General features: G+C 30.6%; 18 protein-coding genes. 1 reads left to right on the top strand and 17 read right to left on the bottom strand.

What is annotated here, in order from left to right:
* Window positions 1-59: 59 nt before the first annotated feature.
* The 8 genes from atpA to ACN5J4_RS06640 form a co-directional block, all read right to left on the bottom strand.
* On the bottom strand, window positions 60-1,640 hold the full coding sequence (gene atpA / locus ACN5J4_RS06605) for a F0F1 ATP synthase subunit alpha (RefSeq protein ID WP_418649225.1): 1,581 nt from the start codon (window positions 1,638-1,640) through the stop codon (window positions 60-62).
* A 21-nt stretch (window positions 1,641-1,661) separates the two neighbouring features.
* The gene (gene atpH / locus ACN5J4_RS06610) at window positions 1,662-2,219 is read right to left on the bottom strand and encodes an ATP synthase F1 subunit delta (RefSeq protein ID WP_418649226.1); all 558 of its coding nucleotides are present in this window, start codon (window positions 2,217-2,219) and stop codon (window positions 1,662-1,664) included.
* A 7-nt stretch (window positions 2,220-2,226) separates the two neighbouring features.
* On the bottom strand, window positions 2,227-2,724 hold the full coding sequence (locus ACN5J4_RS06615) for a F0F1 ATP synthase subunit B (RefSeq protein WP_418649227.1): 498 nt from the start codon (window positions 2,722-2,724) through the stop codon (window positions 2,227-2,229).
* 91 nt (window positions 2,725-2,815) lie between these two features.
* Window positions 2,816-3,007, bottom strand: coding sequence for an ATP synthase F0 subunit C (gene atpE / locus ACN5J4_RS06620; RefSeq protein ID WP_058886136.1), 192 nt, complete (start codon window positions 3,005-3,007; stop codon window positions 2,816-2,818).
* 52 nt (window positions 3,008-3,059) lie between these two features.
* Window positions 3,060-4,181, bottom strand: coding sequence for a F0F1 ATP synthase subunit A (gene atpB, locus ACN5J4_RS06625; protein ID WP_418649228.1), 1,122 nt, complete (start codon window positions 4,179-4,181; stop codon window positions 3,060-3,062).
* A gap of 138 nt (window positions 4,182-4,319) precedes the next feature.
* Entirely contained in the window at window positions 4,320-4,700 is a 381-nt protein-coding gene (locus ACN5J4_RS06630) for a DUF6168 family protein (RefSeq protein WP_418649229.1), read from the bottom strand.
* Complete coding sequence (locus tag ACN5J4_RS06635) at window positions 4,697-4,924, bottom strand: AtpZ/AtpI family protein (RefSeq protein WP_418649230.1); 228 nt, start codon at window positions 4,922-4,924, stop codon at window positions 4,697-4,699. The genes ACN5J4_RS06630 and ACN5J4_RS06635 overlap by 4 nt, the downstream gene beginning before the upstream one ends.
* Window positions 4,893-5,300, bottom strand: coding sequence for a bactofilin family protein (locus ACN5J4_RS06640; RefSeq protein WP_418649231.1), 408 nt, complete (start codon window positions 5,298-5,300; stop codon window positions 4,893-4,895). Before ACN5J4_RS06640 ends, ACN5J4_RS06635 begins: the two co-directional genes overlap by 32 nt.
* Before the next feature lie 1,606 nt (window positions 5,301-6,906).
* On the opposite strand from ACN5J4_RS06640, the gene ACN5J4_RS06645 reads away from it, so the two are divergent.
* The gene (locus ACN5J4_RS06645) at window positions 6,907-7,050 is read left to right on the top strand and encodes a hypothetical protein (protein WP_418651145.1); all 144 of its coding nucleotides are present in this window, start codon (window positions 6,907-6,909) and stop codon (window positions 7,048-7,050) included.
* Between the two features lie 765 nt (window positions 7,051-7,815).
* Here ACN5J4_RS06645 and ACN5J4_RS06650 read toward each other — a convergent pair.
* The 9 genes from ACN5J4_RS06650 to ricT are packed head-to-tail and all read right to left on the bottom strand — an operon-like array spanning window position 7,816 to window position 17,205.
* Window positions 7,816-8,808 carry a DUF4837 family protein gene (locus tag ACN5J4_RS06650; protein WP_418649232.1) on the bottom strand — a complete coding sequence of 331 codons (993 nt, stop codon included), beginning with the start codon at window positions 8,806-8,808 and terminating at the stop codon, window positions 7,816-7,818.
* A 42-nt stretch (window positions 8,809-8,850) separates the two neighbouring features.
* Entirely contained in the window at window positions 8,851-10,392 is a 1,542-nt protein-coding gene (locus ACN5J4_RS06655; RefSeq protein ID WP_418649233.1) for a LysM peptidoglycan-binding domain-containing protein, read from the bottom strand.
* Between the two features lie 7 nt (window positions 10,393-10,399).
* Window positions 10,400-11,161 carry an exodeoxyribonuclease III gene (locus ACN5J4_RS06660; protein WP_418649234.1) on the bottom strand — a complete coding sequence of 254 codons (762 nt, stop codon included), beginning with the start codon at window positions 11,159-11,161 and terminating at the stop codon, window positions 10,400-10,402.
* Window positions 11,161-11,388 carry a hypothetical protein gene (locus ACN5J4_RS06665; RefSeq protein WP_418649235.1) on the bottom strand — a complete coding sequence of 76 codons (228 nt, stop codon included), beginning with the start codon at window positions 11,386-11,388 and terminating at the stop codon, window positions 11,161-11,163. The genes ACN5J4_RS06660 and ACN5J4_RS06665 overlap by 1 nt, the downstream gene beginning before the upstream one ends.
* A 1-nt stretch (window position 11,389) precedes the next feature.
* Window positions 11,390-12,046 carry a 3-oxoacid CoA-transferase subunit B gene (locus ACN5J4_RS06670; RefSeq protein WP_418649236.1) on the bottom strand — a complete coding sequence of 219 codons (657 nt, stop codon included), beginning with the start codon at window positions 12,044-12,046 and terminating at the stop codon, window positions 11,390-11,392.
* A 3-nt stretch (window positions 12,047-12,049) separates the two neighbouring features.
* Window positions 12,050-12,751 (bottom strand): CoA transferase subunit A, encoded by a 702-nt coding sequence (locus tag ACN5J4_RS06675; RefSeq protein WP_418649237.1) that lies wholly within the window; start codon window positions 12,749-12,751, stop codon window positions 12,050-12,052.
* 26 nt (window positions 12,752-12,777) lie between these two features.
* Window positions 12,778-15,069 (bottom strand): transglycosylase domain-containing protein, encoded by a 2,292-nt coding sequence (locus ACN5J4_RS06680; protein WP_418649238.1) that lies wholly within the window; start codon window positions 15,067-15,069, stop codon window positions 12,778-12,780.
* Window positions 15,069-15,551, bottom strand: a complete 483-nt coding sequence (locus ACN5J4_RS06685) for a gliding motility lipoprotein GldH (protein ID WP_418649239.1) — start codon at window positions 15,549-15,551, stop codon at window positions 15,069-15,071. Before ACN5J4_RS06685 ends, ACN5J4_RS06680 begins: the two co-directional genes overlap by 1 nt.
* Window positions 15,538-17,205 carry a regulatory iron-sulfur-containing complex subunit RicT gene (gene ricT / locus ACN5J4_RS06690; protein WP_418649240.1) on the bottom strand — a complete coding sequence of 556 codons (1,668 nt, stop codon included), beginning with the start codon at window positions 17,203-17,205 and terminating at the stop codon, window positions 15,538-15,540. The genes ACN5J4_RS06685 and ricT overlap by 14 nt, the downstream gene beginning before the upstream one ends.
* Window positions 17,206-17,268: the final 63 nt, after the last annotated feature.

Below are 17,268 nucleotides of genomic sequence, written 5' to 3' on the forward strand. Positions count from 1 at the left end.
TTAGCATTTAATACTCAGTATTAAGAAGTAGTCTTAATACTGAGTATTATAATTATTTATTAAGCTTTAAATTTAGCAGAAATTTCTGCTGCTGCTGAAGTTAAAACATCGATTACTTCGTCTGTTAACTTTCCAGCTTTTAAAGTATTTAAAGTATCTTTATGCTTAGCATTTAAATACTGAATATAATCACTTTCAAACTCTTTTACCTGTTTTACAGGTACATCTTTTAACAAGTTTTTAGAACCTGCATAAATGATTGCAATTTGGTCTTCTACAGTGTAAGGATCATTTTGAGCTTGCTTTAAAATTTCAACGTTGCGCTGACCTTTAGAAATCACATTCATGGTAGCTGCATCTAAATCTGAACCAAACTTAGCAAACGCTTCTAGTTCACGATATTGAGCTTGATCTAATTTTAAAGTACCAGATACTTTTTTCATTGATTTAATCTGTGCATTACCACCAACACGTGATACAGAAATACCAACATTAATTGCTGGACGTACACCTGAATTAAATAAATCTGATTCTAAGAAAATTTGACCATCAGTGATAGAAATCACGTTTGTTGGAATATATGCTGATACATCTCCAGCTTGTGTTTCAATAATTGGCAATGCTGTTAAAGAACCTCCACCTTTTACGATACTTTTTAAAGAATCTGGTAAATCATTCATTTCACTCGCAATTTTATCATCATTGATAACCTTTGCAGCACGCTCTAATAATCTAGAGTGTAAGTAAAATACATCTCCAGGATATGCTTCACGTCCCGGTGGTCTTCTTAATAATAAAGAAATCTCACGATAAGCAACCGCTTGTTTTGATAAATCATCAAATACAATTAAAGCTGGTCTTCCTGTATCTCTAAAAAACTCTCCAATTGCTGCTCCTGCAAAGGGTGCATATACTTGCATTGCTGCAGGGTCTGATGCATTTGCGGCTACAATTGTAGTATAAGCCATAGCTCCTTTGTCTTCTAACATATTAGCAATAGCTGCTACGGTAGATGCTTTTTGTCCAATGGCTACATATATACAATATACTGGTTTACCAGCATCGTAAAATTCTTTTTGATTTAAAATCGTGTCAATAGCAACGGTAGATTTACCTGTTTGACGGTCACCAATAATTAGCTCACGTTGACCACGACCTACAGGTATCATTGCATCAATAGATTTAATACCAGTTTGCATTGGTTCAGTTACAGGCTCACGGTAAATAACTCCAGGAGCTCTACGTTCTAAAGGCATTTGGTAAGTTGTACCTTGTATTGGTCCTTTACCATCAATTGGCTGACCTAAAGTGTTAACAACACGTCCTACAATACCTTCTCCAGCTCTTAAAGAAGCAATTCTTTCTGTACGTTTAACTGTAGATCCTTCTCTTACGGATGTAGATGCACCTAATAATACAACTCCTACATTGTCTTCTTCTAAGTTTAATACGATACCTTCTAATCCGTCTCCGAATTCTACTAATTCACCGTATTGTACATTAGACAAACCATAAACACGAGCAATACCGTCACCTACTTGTAATACGGTACCAACTTCATTTAATGAAGCTTTAGATTCAAAGTTTGTTAATTGTTCTTTTAAAATTGCTGAAACTTCAGCTGGTTTAATTCCTGCCATCTTATTGCTTTTGATGTATAATTAAATTTGTGGAATATTTTGACTACTGTCAAATTCTCTTCTTAACTCATTAAACTGATTAGAAATACTTGCATCATACTGCACATCTCCAACACGTAAAATAAACCCTCCAATAATATTCGGATTTACTATATTTTCTATACTTGCGCTATTTCCTGTAATTGATACAATTTTAGCGAGTATTTTCTCTTCTAATTCTTTTGTTAAAACTACTGCAGTAGTAACTTTTGCAACCTGTATACCTTTATAGGAATCATAAATTACAGAAAATTGCTTTGCAATTGAAGGCAACATTGTCATACGCTTATTTTCTTCTAATAAGTTAAATAAACCTTTTATAACATTATCTACGTTGTCACCAAAAAGAGCTAATAAAACTTTCTTTTTATCATCGGGTTTAACAACTGGACTTTTTAGCATCCTTTTTAAATCTTCGCTTCCTTCAATAGTCTTAGCTATTAGCTTCATATTTTCATTTACCAAAGAATCTTTACTGTTTTCAATTGCTAAATTTAATATTGCTTTTGCGTAACGCAATGCTGGTCTTGATGCTTTCATCTATCAATTAGTTTAAAGTAACTTCTTTTAGCATCCCCTCAACTAACTTGAATTGATCTGCTGGCGATGTTAATTCTTTCCTTACTAATTTTTGAGCAATTTCAATTGATAGCTCTCCTACATTTTTCTTTAAGGTAGCAATTGCTGCTTGCTGCTCTTGTTTTATTGTAACTTTAGCATTTTCTATCATAATTGAAGTTTGCTCTTGCGCTTCTTCTTTTGCTTCAGCTACAATATTTTCTTTTATCTCACGTGCCTCCTTCATCATTGCATCTCTTTCTGCACGTGCTTCTTTTAATAACTTATCATTATCTGCTTGTAAATTCTGCATTTCTTTACGAGCATTTTCAGCTTGATCTAATGCCTTTTGAATACCATCTTCTCGGTCATTTAATGCAGTTAAAATAGGTTTCCAAGCAAATTTAACCATTAAAAAAATCAAGATTAATAAGATAAAAGCTTGCATTGCAAATAACCCTATTGAAAAATCATTAAAAATTTCCATACTACTTAATTTTGTGTTTTTTTTTATTGTTTAATAAAACACTTCTGCAACCAACCGTTGCAGAAAGTGTTTCTTTTTAATTTTTGGAATATTATCCTAAAAGTAAAGCACCAAATGCTAAACCTTCTAATAATGCTCCAATAATAATCATTGCTGTTTGGATTTTTCCAGCAGCTTCAGGCTGACGTGCGATAGCTTCCATTGCGCTACTACCGATTTTCCCTAATCCTAATCCTGCTCCGATTACGATTAAACCTGCTCCTATTAAAGTAAGACCTGTCATAATAATTGATTTATATTAAATTAAACAAAATTTCATTCTAAATTAAAATATATTAATGATCCTCATGTTCTTCTACTGCCATACCAATAAATAATGAAGATAACATTGTAAAAATATAGGCTTGTAAAAAGGCTACCAACAGTTCAATTAACGTTAAAAACAACGTTAAAAATACAGATACACCTGTAGCACCTGCTGTTCCAAACTTTGTTTTTAATATAATCATTAAAGCGGCAATACCCATTACCACTGAGTGACCCGCTGTAATATTAGCAAATAAACGTACAAATAACGAAAAAGGCTTGGTTAAAATCCCTAAAAACTCAATAGGTGCTAAAATAAATTTCATAACCACAGGTACTCCTGGCATCCAAAAAATATGTTTCCAATAGTCTTTATTCGCCGAAAATTGCACTATAAAAAAGGTGAAAAGAGCCAAACAAACTGTTATAGCTAATTGTCCTGTAATATTAAATCCTAAAGGGGTTAATCCTAATAAGTTTGAAATCCAGATAAAAAAGAAAACAGTTAATAAGAACCCCATAAATTTACGGTAATGCTTTTCACCTATATTAGGTCTTGCAATCTCATCTCTAACATATAATACTAAGGGCTCTAAAACTCTTGCAAAACCTGTTGGTATTGCACCTTTTTGGTACCCTTTAGCCAATGATCTAAATCCAAAAATCATTAACAAACCTACTAAAAACATTCCAAATACACTTTTAGTGATAGAAAAATCTATTACTTTATGTCCATTTGTAGCATGATGTGCTTCATCAAAAGAAACAGTAGTTTCTCCTTCATTTAATTCGTAAATTTTACTATGAATTTTAGTTAATTGCACATCGCCTGCAGTTACTACTACATGACCATCATCATTATGATGAAAAGCTGATGACATAAAAGTCTTCAAGCCTTTACTTGTCCAAACAATAATTGGTAAAGGAAAACCTATATGTTTTCTTTTATTATCAGCATTTGTGTAAGAAAACAGAGAGAAGTCGTGAGAATCAGCTAAGTGATGTTGCTTGTAAGCTTCTATTTCTGCCTTTGTGTTTACTCGGCCACCATCTTGTAATGTAGTGTTTCCACTTTCAGCGAACACTGAAAACGACGTAAAAACTAATACAAGTATTGCTAAAAACTTGATAGATTTTTTTGCTATCATCATATCTTAAATTTGAATATAGGTTTAAGGTCTGTAAATTTCCGTGCAAAGGTACATATTTAATTAAAACTACAAACCGTTTTTCATCTTAGTTTTATTACTATTTCACTTCCTTTATTTTTCACTTATTAAAAACAGTAACTACTTACTATTTAATAATTTAAAAACAGCTAACGCTTCGCTTATTAAAAATAAAGCTAACGGAACCACTAGTGACACCTTCTCTACCTTGACTAATTTTACCTCTGTAAACACATCCTCTTGAAAAATTAAAACAAAAAAACCTATTTTTAAAAGCATTGACGCTAAGTATACATACCCTGCTTCATTAGGAAGGCTATCTGCAGTAAACTCCAATACAATATATATTATACTTGTTGCAAATAAATGAAATAAATATACAGAGAATAATGAGTATGGTAAAGTAATACCTTGTATATTTAATAAATAATGATGTGAAAAATAACTTACTATAAATAGTAAGATTGTAACTATAATAAAATATAAAATACGTTTAATCATTTTTGCTTAGATATTTTTGAAACTTGAAGTATTACAGAAAACATTGCTATAAAAACACCTATTAATGTACATATTTTAGTATACAGTTCATTTTCATTAATATATTTAATATCTAACCACTCCCCTAATAAATTCGCTAAATATATAGTAACCCCCATTTGAATAGCAATACTACTAAATCGAAGATATTTACTAAGCGGTTTTTCCTTTTTGCTTTTGTTCATTTTTACTTAATTCTTTTACCGCTCCTTTCATTGCACACGTTGCATTGAATGAAGCTCCTGGCTCTACCGAAAGTTTTCCAATAATAACATCTCCATTAATACTTGCTGTTGTTTTTATAGTTAATGTATTAGACACCAATAACTCTCCTGAAAACTTACCCTCAACATCAGCATTTGTACATGTCACTTTTCCTTTAATATAACCAGATAATCCAATAATTACTCTTCCATTAGTATTAATAGTTCCTTCTAAAGTTCCGTCAATTCTAAAATCTCCTTCAGAAACAATATCACCCTTTATTTGAGTATTCTTTCCAATCACATTTCTTTCTGAAACTTTATTATCACTTGTTTTTTTACTTTCTTTGCTAAACATACTTAAGGGGATTTATTTTTTTAATTGCTCTAATATTTTGCTTGCTATTACACCTTCATCCTTATTTGCGTATTTAATAGCTACAAACTGTAACGCTTTTATATAAGTTTCTTTATTTTTATATTTACCTATAGATAAAGCTTTTAAAAGCGAAAACTTAGGTATTAAACTAGACTCATTAATAGTTAAAGAAAAGGCATCTATTTCTCTCACTACATCTTCATATTTATTTCCTTTATATAAATAGTAAATTTCTTTGTATTTATTTAAGATAACATCTTCTTTTTTGTGCTCTTTTAATTTTTCATTAGGGTTCAAAATTATTTTAGCAAATGTAGTTTCTGGGTACTTTTTTAAAATAATATTCTTATAGTTAGTTGCTTTTTCAACATTATTAACACTTATATATATTTGATACAAGTGATAACTTATAGGTAATTCTAATAACTTATTTTGTTGTTCTTTTTCTAAACGCTCTAAGTTTTTAATAGCTAGGTTATTATTTACAAACTGTTCTTTATATATTAAACCTAGCTGATATAGTGCATCATTTCGTTTTTCTACTAAACTAACTATTAATTTTTCATCAGTAGGAACTTTATCTAAATAGGTTGATAATTCATAACGCTTATTAATCAACGGTTCTTTAGATATAACTTCATCAACAACTGTAATTATATTACTTGACTTATCTGACAGTCGCCAATTATCTTCTAACGGACGCGTTCCCCAAACTTTTTGAAATGCTATTTTACCAAAAGCTAAAGCCTGAGTATTATAAAAATACCATTTACCTTTATTACTTATAGGTGTATTTGACCCAAAAGAACTTCCAAAATTTTGAGCATTTAATAATTGTTGCTTTTTATCTTCATCTTCTTTTTTTATTCTTTCAATATAGGTTTCAAAAAAAGATGTTCTTTGTTCAATTGTCATAGCAACTAGTTTTAAAATACTATCGTTATTTTTAACTAATTGTTCATATTTTCTTAATGTAGTTAAGCCTTTGTTTTTTCTTCTAATTTTTCTAATGCGTTTTTCTTGATCAAACTCTTTTGAAGTAACCTGTAAAACACTGTCGTAATAAGAACCTGCTAATACATATTTTTTTTTATGAAAGGCAATATTACCTAATCGCTCATAAGCGAATGTTTTTTGGTAATCATTATTATAATTGACGGCTAATGATTTTTTAAAATAATCAATCGCACTTTTAGTATTATTCCTTGCCTCTTCTAAAACACCAGCTTGATAATATAAAGCATTTAAAAATTTTCGGTTATCAGAATTTCGAATCAGTTTTTTTAATTTTGCTAAAACAACAACAGAGGTACTGTCATTTACAGTGTTTTTTGCCATTTCAATATTTGCTCGAATACGATATTTATAAGGTGCTTTTTTAGTTTCCGCTAGTTTATGAAACACTACGCGTGCAGAGTCCTTATAATTTAACTCACTATAAATTTGACCTAAAACAAACATATTTCGAGCAGCTTGATCTTTATTTTTAAATATTTTAGATGCTGCAGTTAAATGCTTAATTACTTTTTGAATAGTGTCTGTTTTTTGATAAGCCATTGCCATAGCTGTATGCGCCTGTTCTCTTATAGCATCTGGAAGTTCCTCTTCATTTTCTTCTACTTCTAATAAAAATCTTAACGATTCAATAGCTAGCTTTTCATTATCTAAACGAATATTTGTTTTAGCTCGCCAAACTTTGGTTTCGTTTATTAAACTAGCATTTGGATAATTAGCTATAATATAATTAAAAGCTTCTATAGCCGGTATAAAACGTTGCGTATAATATCTAGATTTTCCTAAAAGTAAATAAGCATCATCTATTTGACGGTTTTTTTCATAACCATTTATATTCATTGAGTGTTTTTGAATTGCTTTTACGGCTTTTTCTTCTGCCTTATCAAACGATGTTAAAACCTCCACCTCTTCTTCTACATTTTCATCAAACCCTGTACCAGGTTGTAAAACAGGTAACGAAATTTCATTTTCATTAAAGGTAATTGGTTCGATTTGTAAGCGTTTCCAAAAATTATCTTCATGCTTATCTTCAACCTCTTTAAGCCCCTTTAAATAGGCTTCCTTTCCATTAAAAAGAGTGTTATATTTTGTGGTAAGTGCATGGAAATTTCTATTTAAAAAAGCATCTTTTTTTACACTACACGAATAGGTAATAGCTAAAAATAGATTAAAAACTAAGAGTTTTGATAGTTTATTCATATTGTTATACTTTTTTACTTTACAACAACCATATTAGTAAGCTTATTGCACGTAAAAGCGTAAAAATAACAATAAAAAAATAATTTTAACGTACCTTATTAAATTTATAGTATTATTCTGATAATAATTATTCCTTTGAATAAACAATTTTTATTTGATTATCTAAAATAATTAGTAAATAAAGTAATTTTACTTTTTACCCTTTTATAACATTTCTTATACTTAACAAAAAAACATTAACTTTAAAAAAGTTAATGTTTTTTTGTTAAGTATATAAATATTATTTTATTTTCATCGATTTTGCAATTGCTTCTAATTCAAAAAGAAAGTCGCGTTTGTTTACAGAAGGAGCATAAGTAAATCCTTCAAAAATAACCAATCTATTGTTTTTCTTATCAATTACTGTATAGTTAATAAATGGCCCTGCCATAAAATCATTTTTAACCTCCCACTTACCTCGTGTTTCATAGGCTTTTTTTCCATCAATTTGAGTTTCAGATGTAAATGGTGTATAAGCCTGTTCAGTAATCATATACATACCTGGTTTACTTCCTGGTATATGTTTTTTACCAATAGTATCACGCACAGCGGTAATGTTATCGGCAACAGTATTTTCATCGATTAAAGGAACGGTGTAAATTAGAATATTATTAGTTCCGTCACCTCTAGCAATACCACTTTTTAAACGCTGACGAAACCATATAAAATTACCAGTATCTTCTACTAATCTATATCTTTTAGGAATATCAATAGTTACCCCTAAATTTTGAATTGTTTTGAATGTAGTTTCATCAATACGTTCTTTTTTAAAAATGTTTTGTGTAAATTTAACATCTTCATCTTTAAATAATTTAATAATTTCTTTTCCTCTTTGATTAATAAGTTTTAAAATTTGTGCTTCATTTTTAGCTACAGCATAAACAATAATTTGAGGCTCTGCATACCTATTTTTTTCAACAGAAATACCTGTTGTTTCTCCTTCCTTAATAATTAAAATAGCTTTTCCGTGTCTCATAAAACTACTAAAACCAACAGGATCTATTTGACTAACTGATAATAATGTTTCAGGCTGTGGTAAACCCACTTGATGTTCTCCAAATACTCTACGTATTTGATCACCAATTTTACCTTGCCAATCTAATCCTTTTACAACTACCATTATTTTATTGGTTTTACCATTTGAAGTAGGTAAAATATAGCCGTCTTTTCCATTACTTGATTTACATGACATTAAAAATGTTATCAAAAAAAGCAAACAGATTATTTTTTTCATAGTTTATCGTTTTTAAAAAACTTATTATACTAAATGATGTTTTTAACTTTTAAAAATTTTAAGTTCCATTCCTGGCTTTAAGCTTTTAGCACTCCAAATATTGTTCCATTGTTTAAGCTGTTCAATAGAAATTGATGGATATTTTTTAGAAATTGTCCATAACGAATCACCACTCTGCACAATATAAACCTCATGTGCTCCTTTTGGTAATGACTCCTTTTTGATATTTATTTTTTTAGAACGAACTACTTTTTTAGGATAAATATTTAAACGTTGGCCTATCTTTAATCGATGATTTCTCATACCGTTCCAACGTTTAATATCACTAACTCTTACTCCAAATTTATTAGCAATTTTACCTAAATAATCCCCACTACGTACCCTATATCGAGTACGCTTATCCATTTCAAAATACTTAGGCAAAGGCTTCTCTCTTCTATTATCATCTTCATTAGCTAATGCATAAATTTCTTCCTCTTTCTCTAAAAAATCTATTATCTTTTTTTTAGGTAACCTAACGGAATAATTTTTATTTTCTACGTAAGGAATAATATCTAATTTGTATGAAGGGTTTAAAAAAGATAATAATTCAGTATCTATTTTTGTTTTTTCTGATATTTGATCAAAAGTAATGGTTCTTTTAACCCGAACAGTATCTGTTTCAAAATGAAAAATAGTAGGTAACTCTGGGTAAATATGATGTGCTGCTGCATATTCAAAAATATACATCGTAGCATAAAATGCAGGAACATACCCTGCTGTTTCTCTAGGTAAATACGGACGAATATTCCAATAATTTCGATAACCCCCAGAACGTTTTATTGCTTTTGAAACATTTCCTGGACCTGAGTTATAAGCTGCCAAAGCCAAATCCCAATCGCCAAATATTTTATATAACTGGCTTAAATATTTACAAGCTGCAATTGTTGCTTTTACAGGGTTTTGACGTTCATCAATATATGAATTTACTTTCAAATCAAATTGCACTCCTGTACCGTACATAAACTGCCACAAGCCTGTTGCTCCGACCCTAGAACGAGCTTCAGGACGCAGGGCAGACTCTACAATAGCTAAATATTTCATTTCTAAAGGAACATCAAACTGATCTAAATACTGTTCAAACATAGGAAAGTAATATTGTGCCTTTGCCATTAACGCAGGATAATATTTTTTTCGGTGTTTTAAATAACTATTTATTACTTTTTCTAATGACGGATTATAGGCTAAATGAAATGGTGTTTTTACATCTAAATCACTTAACCTTTTTTTTAATAATTCAGTAGAAAGTAATGATGTTGTATTATCAATAATATCTTTATCATTAATTACATATTGAATACTGTCAAATGATGATGAATTAAATTTTTCTTCTATCAATAGACTATCTACTTTTTTCAAATCTAAATCTGAAAAACAGGCATAAATCTTTTTTCTTTTAATAGTATCTTTTACAATAGAATCTGTTGCTACAAAATTAGAATCAATAGCAATTACAATGCTTTTAATTGGTTTAAAAACACTATCAACTGGTTGCTGAGCAAAAATTGATATGGTAAAAAAAAGTAGTATTAGTAAGTTTTTCATATTTGATTTATAAATTTAATTCAACAACAATCGGGCAATGATCTGAATGTTTTGCCTCTGGTAAAATATAAGCTCGTGATATTTTATCTTTTAAAGGCTCAGCAACCATTGCATAATCTAAACGCCAACCTTTATTATTAGCTCTAGAATTTGCACGATAACTCCACCATGAATACTCTTGTCTTTTAGGGTGTAGGTATCTAAAACTATCTAAAAATCCATTATCTATAAATTCACCTATCCATGTTCTCTCTTCAGGTAAAAAACCAGAAACACCTTTCATTTTTGGATTGTGAATATCTATTTCTTCATGACAAATATTATAATCACCACAAATTATTAAATTTGGAATTTCTTGTTTTAAAGTATCAATATATTGCTGAAATTCATTCATATAATTGAATTTAAAATTCAAGCGTTCAGAATTTGTTCCTGACGGAAGATATAAACTCATTACAGACACTTCATCAAAATCTACACGAAGGTTTCTTCCTTCAAAATCCATAGTTTCAATTCCTGTTCCGTATTCAATATGATTAGGTTTTTCTTTACAAAAAACAGCTACCGATGAATAGCCTTTTTTTTGTGCAGAAAACCAATAATGATATGGATAACCTGCATTTTCAAACTCTTGTACATCTAACTGCTCTTTATGTGCTTTGGTTTCTTGAATACAAATTACATCAGGATTTGCAGCTTGTAACCAATCAATAAATCCTTTTTTTAAAGCGGCTCTAATACCGTTTACATTATATGATATTATTTTCATTAATCTAAAAATATAGGGTTTTTAAGAAAAATCCATGTTAATTGTTTTCTATCTCCTGTTGCGGTTTGAATTATTTTTTTTCTTGGTGATAAAACATACGCTAAAGCAATTGCAACACCTATTCTTATCCAAGATTCTTGGATAAGAAATACTTTATCTAGTATAAAAATAAAAAACACTATTAATAATGGATAAATAACTAAATAAAACTTTTTAAAATACTTCATCTTAAATATCCATTTCAGGAATTTCTCCTTGCACTATTAAAGTTGCTTCGGTAGCTTCTTTTATTTCATCAATAGAAACACCAGGAGCTCTTTCTAATAAGTAAAATGCGTTATCTTTTACTTGTAATACTGCTAAGTTAGTAACAACTTTTGTAACACAACCAACACCTGTTAATGGCAAAGAGCATTTTTTTAAGAGTTTAGATTCACCATGCTTATTAGTATGCATCATTGCTACAATAATATTTTCTGCCGATGCTACTAAATCCATCGCTCCCCCCATTCCTTTTACCATTTTACCTGGAATTTTCCAATTAGCAATATCACCATTTTGAGCAACCTCCATAGCGCCTAAAACAGTTAATTGCACGTGTTTTCCTCGTATCATAGCAAAACTCATTGCTGAATCAAAAATAGCCCCCCCATCTAAAACAGTAACCGTTTGTTTACCTGCATTTATTAAATCAGCATCTTCAGTTCCTTCTATAGGAAAAGGCCCCATACCTAATAGTCCATTTTCAGACTGAAACTCTACCTCAATTCCTTTTGGAATATAATTAGCAACCAATGTAGGAATTCCTATTCCTAAATTAACATACCATTTATCTTGCAATTCTTTAGCTATTCGTTGTGCTATTTGTTGTTTTGATAATGCCATTTGTTATAGTTTAGGAGTTACTGTTCGCTGTTCTATTCTCTTCTCATATTTTTCTCCCTGAAAAATACGTTGCACAAAAATTCCTGGAATATGTATTTGATTAGGGTCTAATGTACCTGCTGGTACTAACTCTTCCACCTCAGCAATAGTTATAGTTGCAGCACCACACATATTTGGATTAAAATTACGTGCAGTTCCTTTAAAAATTAAATTTCCTGCCGTATCACCTTTCCATGCTTTTATAAAAGCATAATCTGCTTTAAATGCATGCTCTAACACATACATTTTTCCATCAAACTCTCGAGTTTCTTTTCCTTCAGCAACCTCTGTTCCGTATCCTGCTGGAGTATAAAACGCAGGTAAACCTGCTTGTGCTGCTCTACATTTTTCGGCCAAAGTGCCTTGAGGCGTTAACTCTACTTCTAATTCACCTGACAACATTTGACGCTCAAACTCTTCATTCTCTCCTACATAAGAAGAAATCATTTTTTTAATTTGTTTATTTTGAAGCAATAAACCTAAGCCAAAATTATCTACCCCTGCATTGTTAGAAATACATGTTACCTTTCTAACATTTAATTTTACTAACTCTGCAATAGCATTTTCTGGTATTCCACATAAACCGAAACCTCCTAACATAAAAGTCATACCGTTTTTTACACCGGTAATTGCTTCCTTAACGCTATCTACTTTTTTGTTTATCATTTTTAGCTTTTTTTTAATAAATATATTTAAAAATCGGTTTCCTCTTCTTCTGTATCATTTGCTTTATCCTGTTCCTTTTTTACTTCATTACAATTTATTGTAATAGACAGCTCTTCTGATGGTTTATCAAAATCAACTTTACTTATGTTTAAACTTTTATCAGCATAACATTTTTGCATAAACAGCCCCCATATAGGTAAAGCCATAGTTGCTCCTTGTCCTAAACCTATTCCTGCAAAATGTGTTGCCCTATCTTCACCTCCAGTCCAAACACCTGTTGCTAAATTTGGTACAACTCCCATAAACCAACCATCTGATTGATTTTGTGTAGTTCCTGTTTTTCCTGCTATTGGGTTAGTAAATTGATACGGAAAACCAGTATTTGCATCTTTTCTACTAGTCCATCCTGAACGCAACCTAGCTCCTGAACCAGATTGTGTAACCCCTTTTAATAAATCTAACACCACATAGGCAGATTCTTCACTTAAAACCTCTTTAGTTTCTGGCACAAACTCTTGTAAAACAGTTCCATTTTTGTCTTCTATTCGAGTAATCATCATTGGACTAACACGTAACCCTTTATTAGCAAAGGTTGAATAGGCACTAACCATTTCAATTAATGATAAATCAACTGCCCCTAAAGCAATAGATGGATTTGCATCAATTGTTGATTTTATGCCTGCTGATTCAGCTAAACGTGCAACATTTATTGGTGATACTTTATCAATTAACTGAGCTGTTATCACATTTACAGATTTTGCTAATGCGGCTTTTAAAGTTAATTCACCACCATATTTATTACTAGCATTTTCAGGTGTCCAATCCTTAGGCATTCCATATTTTTCCTTTGGAATAGTGTATAATATATTTGGCAATTTATCACAAGGTGACATTTTTAACTGGTTAATTGCTGTTGCATAAACAAAAGGCTTAAAGGTAGAACCTACTTGACGTTTTTGTTGTTCTACGGCATCATATTTAAAATATTTATGACTAATTCCACCAACCCATGCTTTTATATGACCTGTTTGTGGCTCAATAGATACTAAACCAGAGCGTAAAAAATGTTTATAATAACGAATAGAGTCGTATGGTGTCATTATTGTATCACGTTCTCCTTTCCACGAAAAAACACGCATCTCTGTATCTGTATTAAAAGATTTTTCTATTTCTTTTTCACTTTTTCCTAATGCTTTTAAACGCTTATAACGTGTAGAACTTTGTTTTCCTCTTCTTAAGATATTTAAAATTTGAGATTTGTCTAAATCATAAAAAGGAGCATTTTTATTTTTCTGCTGTTCTTTAAAAAAAAATGATTGTAAATTTGACATATGTTCAGTCGTTGCTTCTTCTGCATATTTTTGCATACGTGAATCAATAGTAACGTATACTTTTAAACCATCTTTATAAATATTATAATACTCTCCATTTGCTTTAGGGTTTTCTTTTGCCCAAATTTTTAATCGCTGCTTTAAATTTTCTCTAAAATAGGTTGCTAAACCATCACTATGACTTTCTGGTGTAAAGTTTATTTTTAAAGGTAATTTTTGTAATGAATCTTTTTCTTGTAGTGTTATAATATCATTTTTTGCCATTTGAGCAAACACTACATTTCTACGTTGTAGAGATTTATTTTTTGAACGCTCTCTATGCGGATTATATTGTCGTGGATTTTTTAACATAGCTACTAAAATAGCAGCTTCTTGTATATCTAATTCTTTAGGTTCTTTACCAAAATAAATACGTGTTGCTGAACGAATACCTGTTGCATTAAAAAGAAAGCCTTGTGTATTTAAATACATGGTTACAATTTCTTCCTTAGTGTATTGGCGCTCTAACTTTATAGCAACCACCCATTCTTTTAATTTTTGAGATAAACGTTTAAAAATATTACTAGCACCTCCTTTATTAAATAAATTTTTAGCCAATTGTTGGGTAATAGTACTAGCTCCTCCTTTTCTTCCTAAATTAGCAACTGCTCGGGCTGTTCCTCTAAAATCAATACCTGAATGTTCGTAAAAACGTTCATCTTCAGTGGCTACTAATGCTTTGATTAAATTTTGTGGTAAATCTTTATATTGAATTGGTGTTCTATTAGCTTTTACATAATATTTTCCTAATGTTTTTCCATCTGAAGAAATAACCTCTGTAGCTAAATCACTTTTAGGATTTTCTAATTCTTCAAAAGACGGTAAGGTTCCAAAAATACCCCAAGATGCTAATAAAAATAATAAGCTCACAAAAAGGAAACCACCTAATAGTATACCCCAAAACCATTTGATATATGTACTGTAATTAGTCGTTTTATTTTCTGTCATTATTGTAATTTTTCAATTCTAAATCCTACTTGAGAGATACCCACAAGCTCTTCTATACCTTCTATTTCACCATTTTTTCTCATGGCTTGTTTTACTTTAAATTTATACTCTCCTATATTTGGAAATATTATATTTTCTTTATAAAATAGCTTATTTTCTTTAATACTCGCTATTCCTTTTCCTAAAAATTTACCTGTTACATCAGTCATATCATACTCTAAAGTATCAATAATTACATTTCCATCAGGAAAACTCATTTGAGTTATTAAAAACAAATTACTATAATTATAATCTTCATTGTTTCTAAGATTTATAAACAGGTTTTTTTTGTTTATTGAATCTTTAACTTGAAAATTAAATACCACTTCATTTTTCTTATTCCAAGAACTTTCTGGTAAGGTAAGGTATGAATCATAAACCCTCTTAGAATCACAAGATATGATTGTAAAAAGAATGAGTAAAAAGATACTACTCTTTTTCATTGTTTCTATCGTTTTTATCGCTTGGTTTTTTTCTTCTTTGATTTGAGTTTTTATTTTTTTGTTCTCCCGAAACAGGTTTCTCATTTTGTTCAGCTGATTTAGGTTTACTTGTAGCTACTTTTTTATTTACTGCTTCCTTTGGTAGTTTTCCTAGAACTCTTTTATTTGGTTGACCTACTTCTTTCCTTGTAACAGGTACTCTTTGATTTTTTTTATTAGGTTGTTGTTTAGTCGGCTCACCTATAATTTCTTTCTTTGCTGTGACAGTTCTTTGAGGTCTTTTGTTTGGTTGCTGTTTAACAGAATGTTCTCCTTCTTTCCTTGCCGCAGGTACTCTTTGAGGTCTTTTATTAGGTTGTTTTTTAACAGAATGTTCTCCTTCTTTCCTTGTAGCAGGTACTCTTTGAGGTCTTTTATTAGGTTGACCAATTTCTTTCTTTGCTGTAACAGTTCTTTGAGGTCTTTTGTTTGGTTGCTGTTTAACAGGTTGACTAGTTTCTTTTTTATTAACCGTCTTTCTTGATTTTCTTCTAGCGTTATTACGAGATTTTTTAGGAGTATCAAAACGAGTTAAACTATCTTGACCTACAACATTTTCAAAATCAACAGTAGGCTCAATAGTTATTTCTAATTCGTACTCCTCTAACGGTAAAGCAAGTTCATCGTTTTTGTTCAATTCAATAATTTCTTGAACTTGTTCTAACGATAACCTAAACCACTTAAAACTTTCTTCTTTATAAGTATACCAAAGCATTTTTTTAAAGATATCCATCTTAACAAAAATAGCGTCTCCTTTTTCTGTTTTAAGTATTTTATCTTGCTTCGGAAAGCTTTGTAATGCATCTAAATAAGTGTCTAGCTCAAAATTTAAACAGCATTTTAATTTACCACATTGACCTGCTAATTTTAAAGGATTTAGCGATAATTGCTGATACCTAGCTGCTGCCGTGTTTACTTTTCTAAAATCAGTTAACCAGGTAGAACAACATAGCTCTCTACCACATGAACCAACACCTCCTAAACGTGCTGCTTCTTGACGCATACCTACCTGTCTCATTTCTACACGAATTGAAAAAGTACCTGCTAAATCTCTAATTAACTGACGAAAATCAACACGTTCATCTGCTGTATAATAAAAAGTAGCTTTTGTGCCATCTCCTTGATACTCTACATCTGAAAGTTTCATTTTTAATGCTAAACGACTAATTATTTCCCGTCCTTTTCGTTGTGTTTCCTGCTCTCTATCTCTGGCAGCATGCCATATATCAATATCTTTTTGAGATGCTTTTCTGTAAATTTTCTTTACATCTTCACTATCAGCAGTAACTTTACGTTTTTTCATTTGAACTTTTACAAGTTCTCCTGCTAAAGACACAATACCAATATCATGACCAGATAATCCTTCAACTGCTACCACATCACCCATAGAAATGGTTAATTTTTCGGTATTCTTAAAAAAATGTTTTCGTCCGTTTTTAAATCGAACTTCATAAATATTAAAAGGTGCTTCGCCTGTAGGCAAAGTCATATTTGATAACCAGTCAAAAACTGCCAATTTATTGCCACTTCCACAAGTACCACTAGCACAATTTCCATTGCTTTTACATCCATTTGGTACTCCGTCTTTGCTCGTTGAACAACTGTTACAACTCATAAAATAGTATATTTTAGAAGTGTTTTTTAAACCTGAATAACCCCAGTATCAAAAAACACTTTT

The sequence above is a fragment of the Tenacibaculum aestuariivivum genome (assembly GCF_964507685.1).
GTDB lineage: Bacteria > Bacteroidota > Bacteroidia > Flavobacteriales > Flavobacteriaceae > Polaribacter > Polaribacter aestuariivivum.

What these genes read in the sequence shown, in the direction of transcription:
- ACN5J4_RS06650 (WP_418649232.1), bottom strand. Translation starts at nt 8,808, where the DNA reads ATGAAAAAAATAATCTGTTTGCTTTTTTTGATAACATTTTTAATGTCA.
- ACN5J4_RS06685 (WP_418649239.1), bottom strand. Translation starts at nt 15,551, where the DNA reads ATGAAAAAGAGTAGTATCTTTTTACTCATTCTTTTTACAATCATATCT.
- ricT (WP_418649240.1), bottom strand. Translation starts at nt 17,205, where the DNA reads ATGAGTTGTAACAGTTGTTCAACGAGCAAAGACGGAGTACCAAATGGA.
- ACN5J4_RS06660 (WP_418649234.1), bottom strand. Translation starts at nt 11,161, where the DNA reads ATGAAAATAATATCATATAATGTAAACGGTATTAGAGCCGCTTTAAAA.
- ACN5J4_RS06630 (WP_418649229.1), bottom strand. Translation starts at nt 4,700, where the DNA reads ATGATTAAACGTATTTTATATTTTATTATAGTTACAATCTTACTATTT.
- ACN5J4_RS06680 (WP_418649238.1), bottom strand. Translation starts at nt 15,069, where the DNA reads ATGACAGAAAATAAAACGACTAATTACAGTACATATATCAAATGGTTT.
- ACN5J4_RS06635 (WP_418649230.1), bottom strand. Translation starts at nt 4,924, where the DNA reads ATGAACAAAAGCAAAAAGGAAAAACCGCTTAGTAAATATCTTCGATTT.
- ACN5J4_RS06670 (WP_418649236.1), bottom strand. Translation starts at nt 12,046, where the DNA reads ATGGCATTATCAAAACAACAAATAGCACAACGAATAGCTAAAGAATTG.
- ACN5J4_RS06655 (WP_418649233.1), bottom strand. Translation starts at nt 10,392, where the DNA reads ATGAAAAACTTACTAATACTACTTTTTTTTACCATATCAATTTTTGCT.
- atpE (WP_058886136.1), bottom strand. Translation starts at nt 3,007, where the DNA reads ATGACAGGTCTTACTTTAATAGGAGCAGGTTTAATCGTAATCGGAGCA.
- ACN5J4_RS06615 (WP_418649227.1), bottom strand. Translation starts at nt 2,724, where the DNA reads ATGGAAATTTTTAATGATTTTTCAATAGGGTTATTTGCAATGCAAGCT.
- atpH (WP_418649226.1), bottom strand. Translation starts at nt 2,219, where the DNA reads ATGAAAGCATCAAGACCAGCATTGCGTTACGCAAAAGCAATATTAAAT.
- ACN5J4_RS06640 (WP_418649231.1), bottom strand. Translation starts at nt 5,300, where the DNA reads ATGTTTAGCAAAGAAAGTAAAAAAACAAGTGATAATAAAGTTTCAGAA.
- ACN5J4_RS06675 (WP_418649237.1), bottom strand. Translation starts at nt 12,751, where the DNA reads ATGATAAACAAAAAAGTAGATAGCGTTAAGGAAGCAATTACCGGTGTA.
- atpB (WP_418649228.1), bottom strand. Translation starts at nt 4,181, where the DNA reads ATGATGATAGCAAAAAAATCTATCAAGTTTTTAGCAATACTTGTATTA.
- ACN5J4_RS06665 (WP_418649235.1), bottom strand. Translation starts at nt 11,388, where the DNA reads ATGAAGTATTTTAAAAAGTTTTATTTAGTTATTTATCCATTATTAATA.
- atpA (WP_418649225.1), bottom strand. Translation starts at nt 1,640, where the DNA reads ATGGCAGGAATTAAACCAGCTGAAGTTTCAGCAATTTTAAAAGAACAA.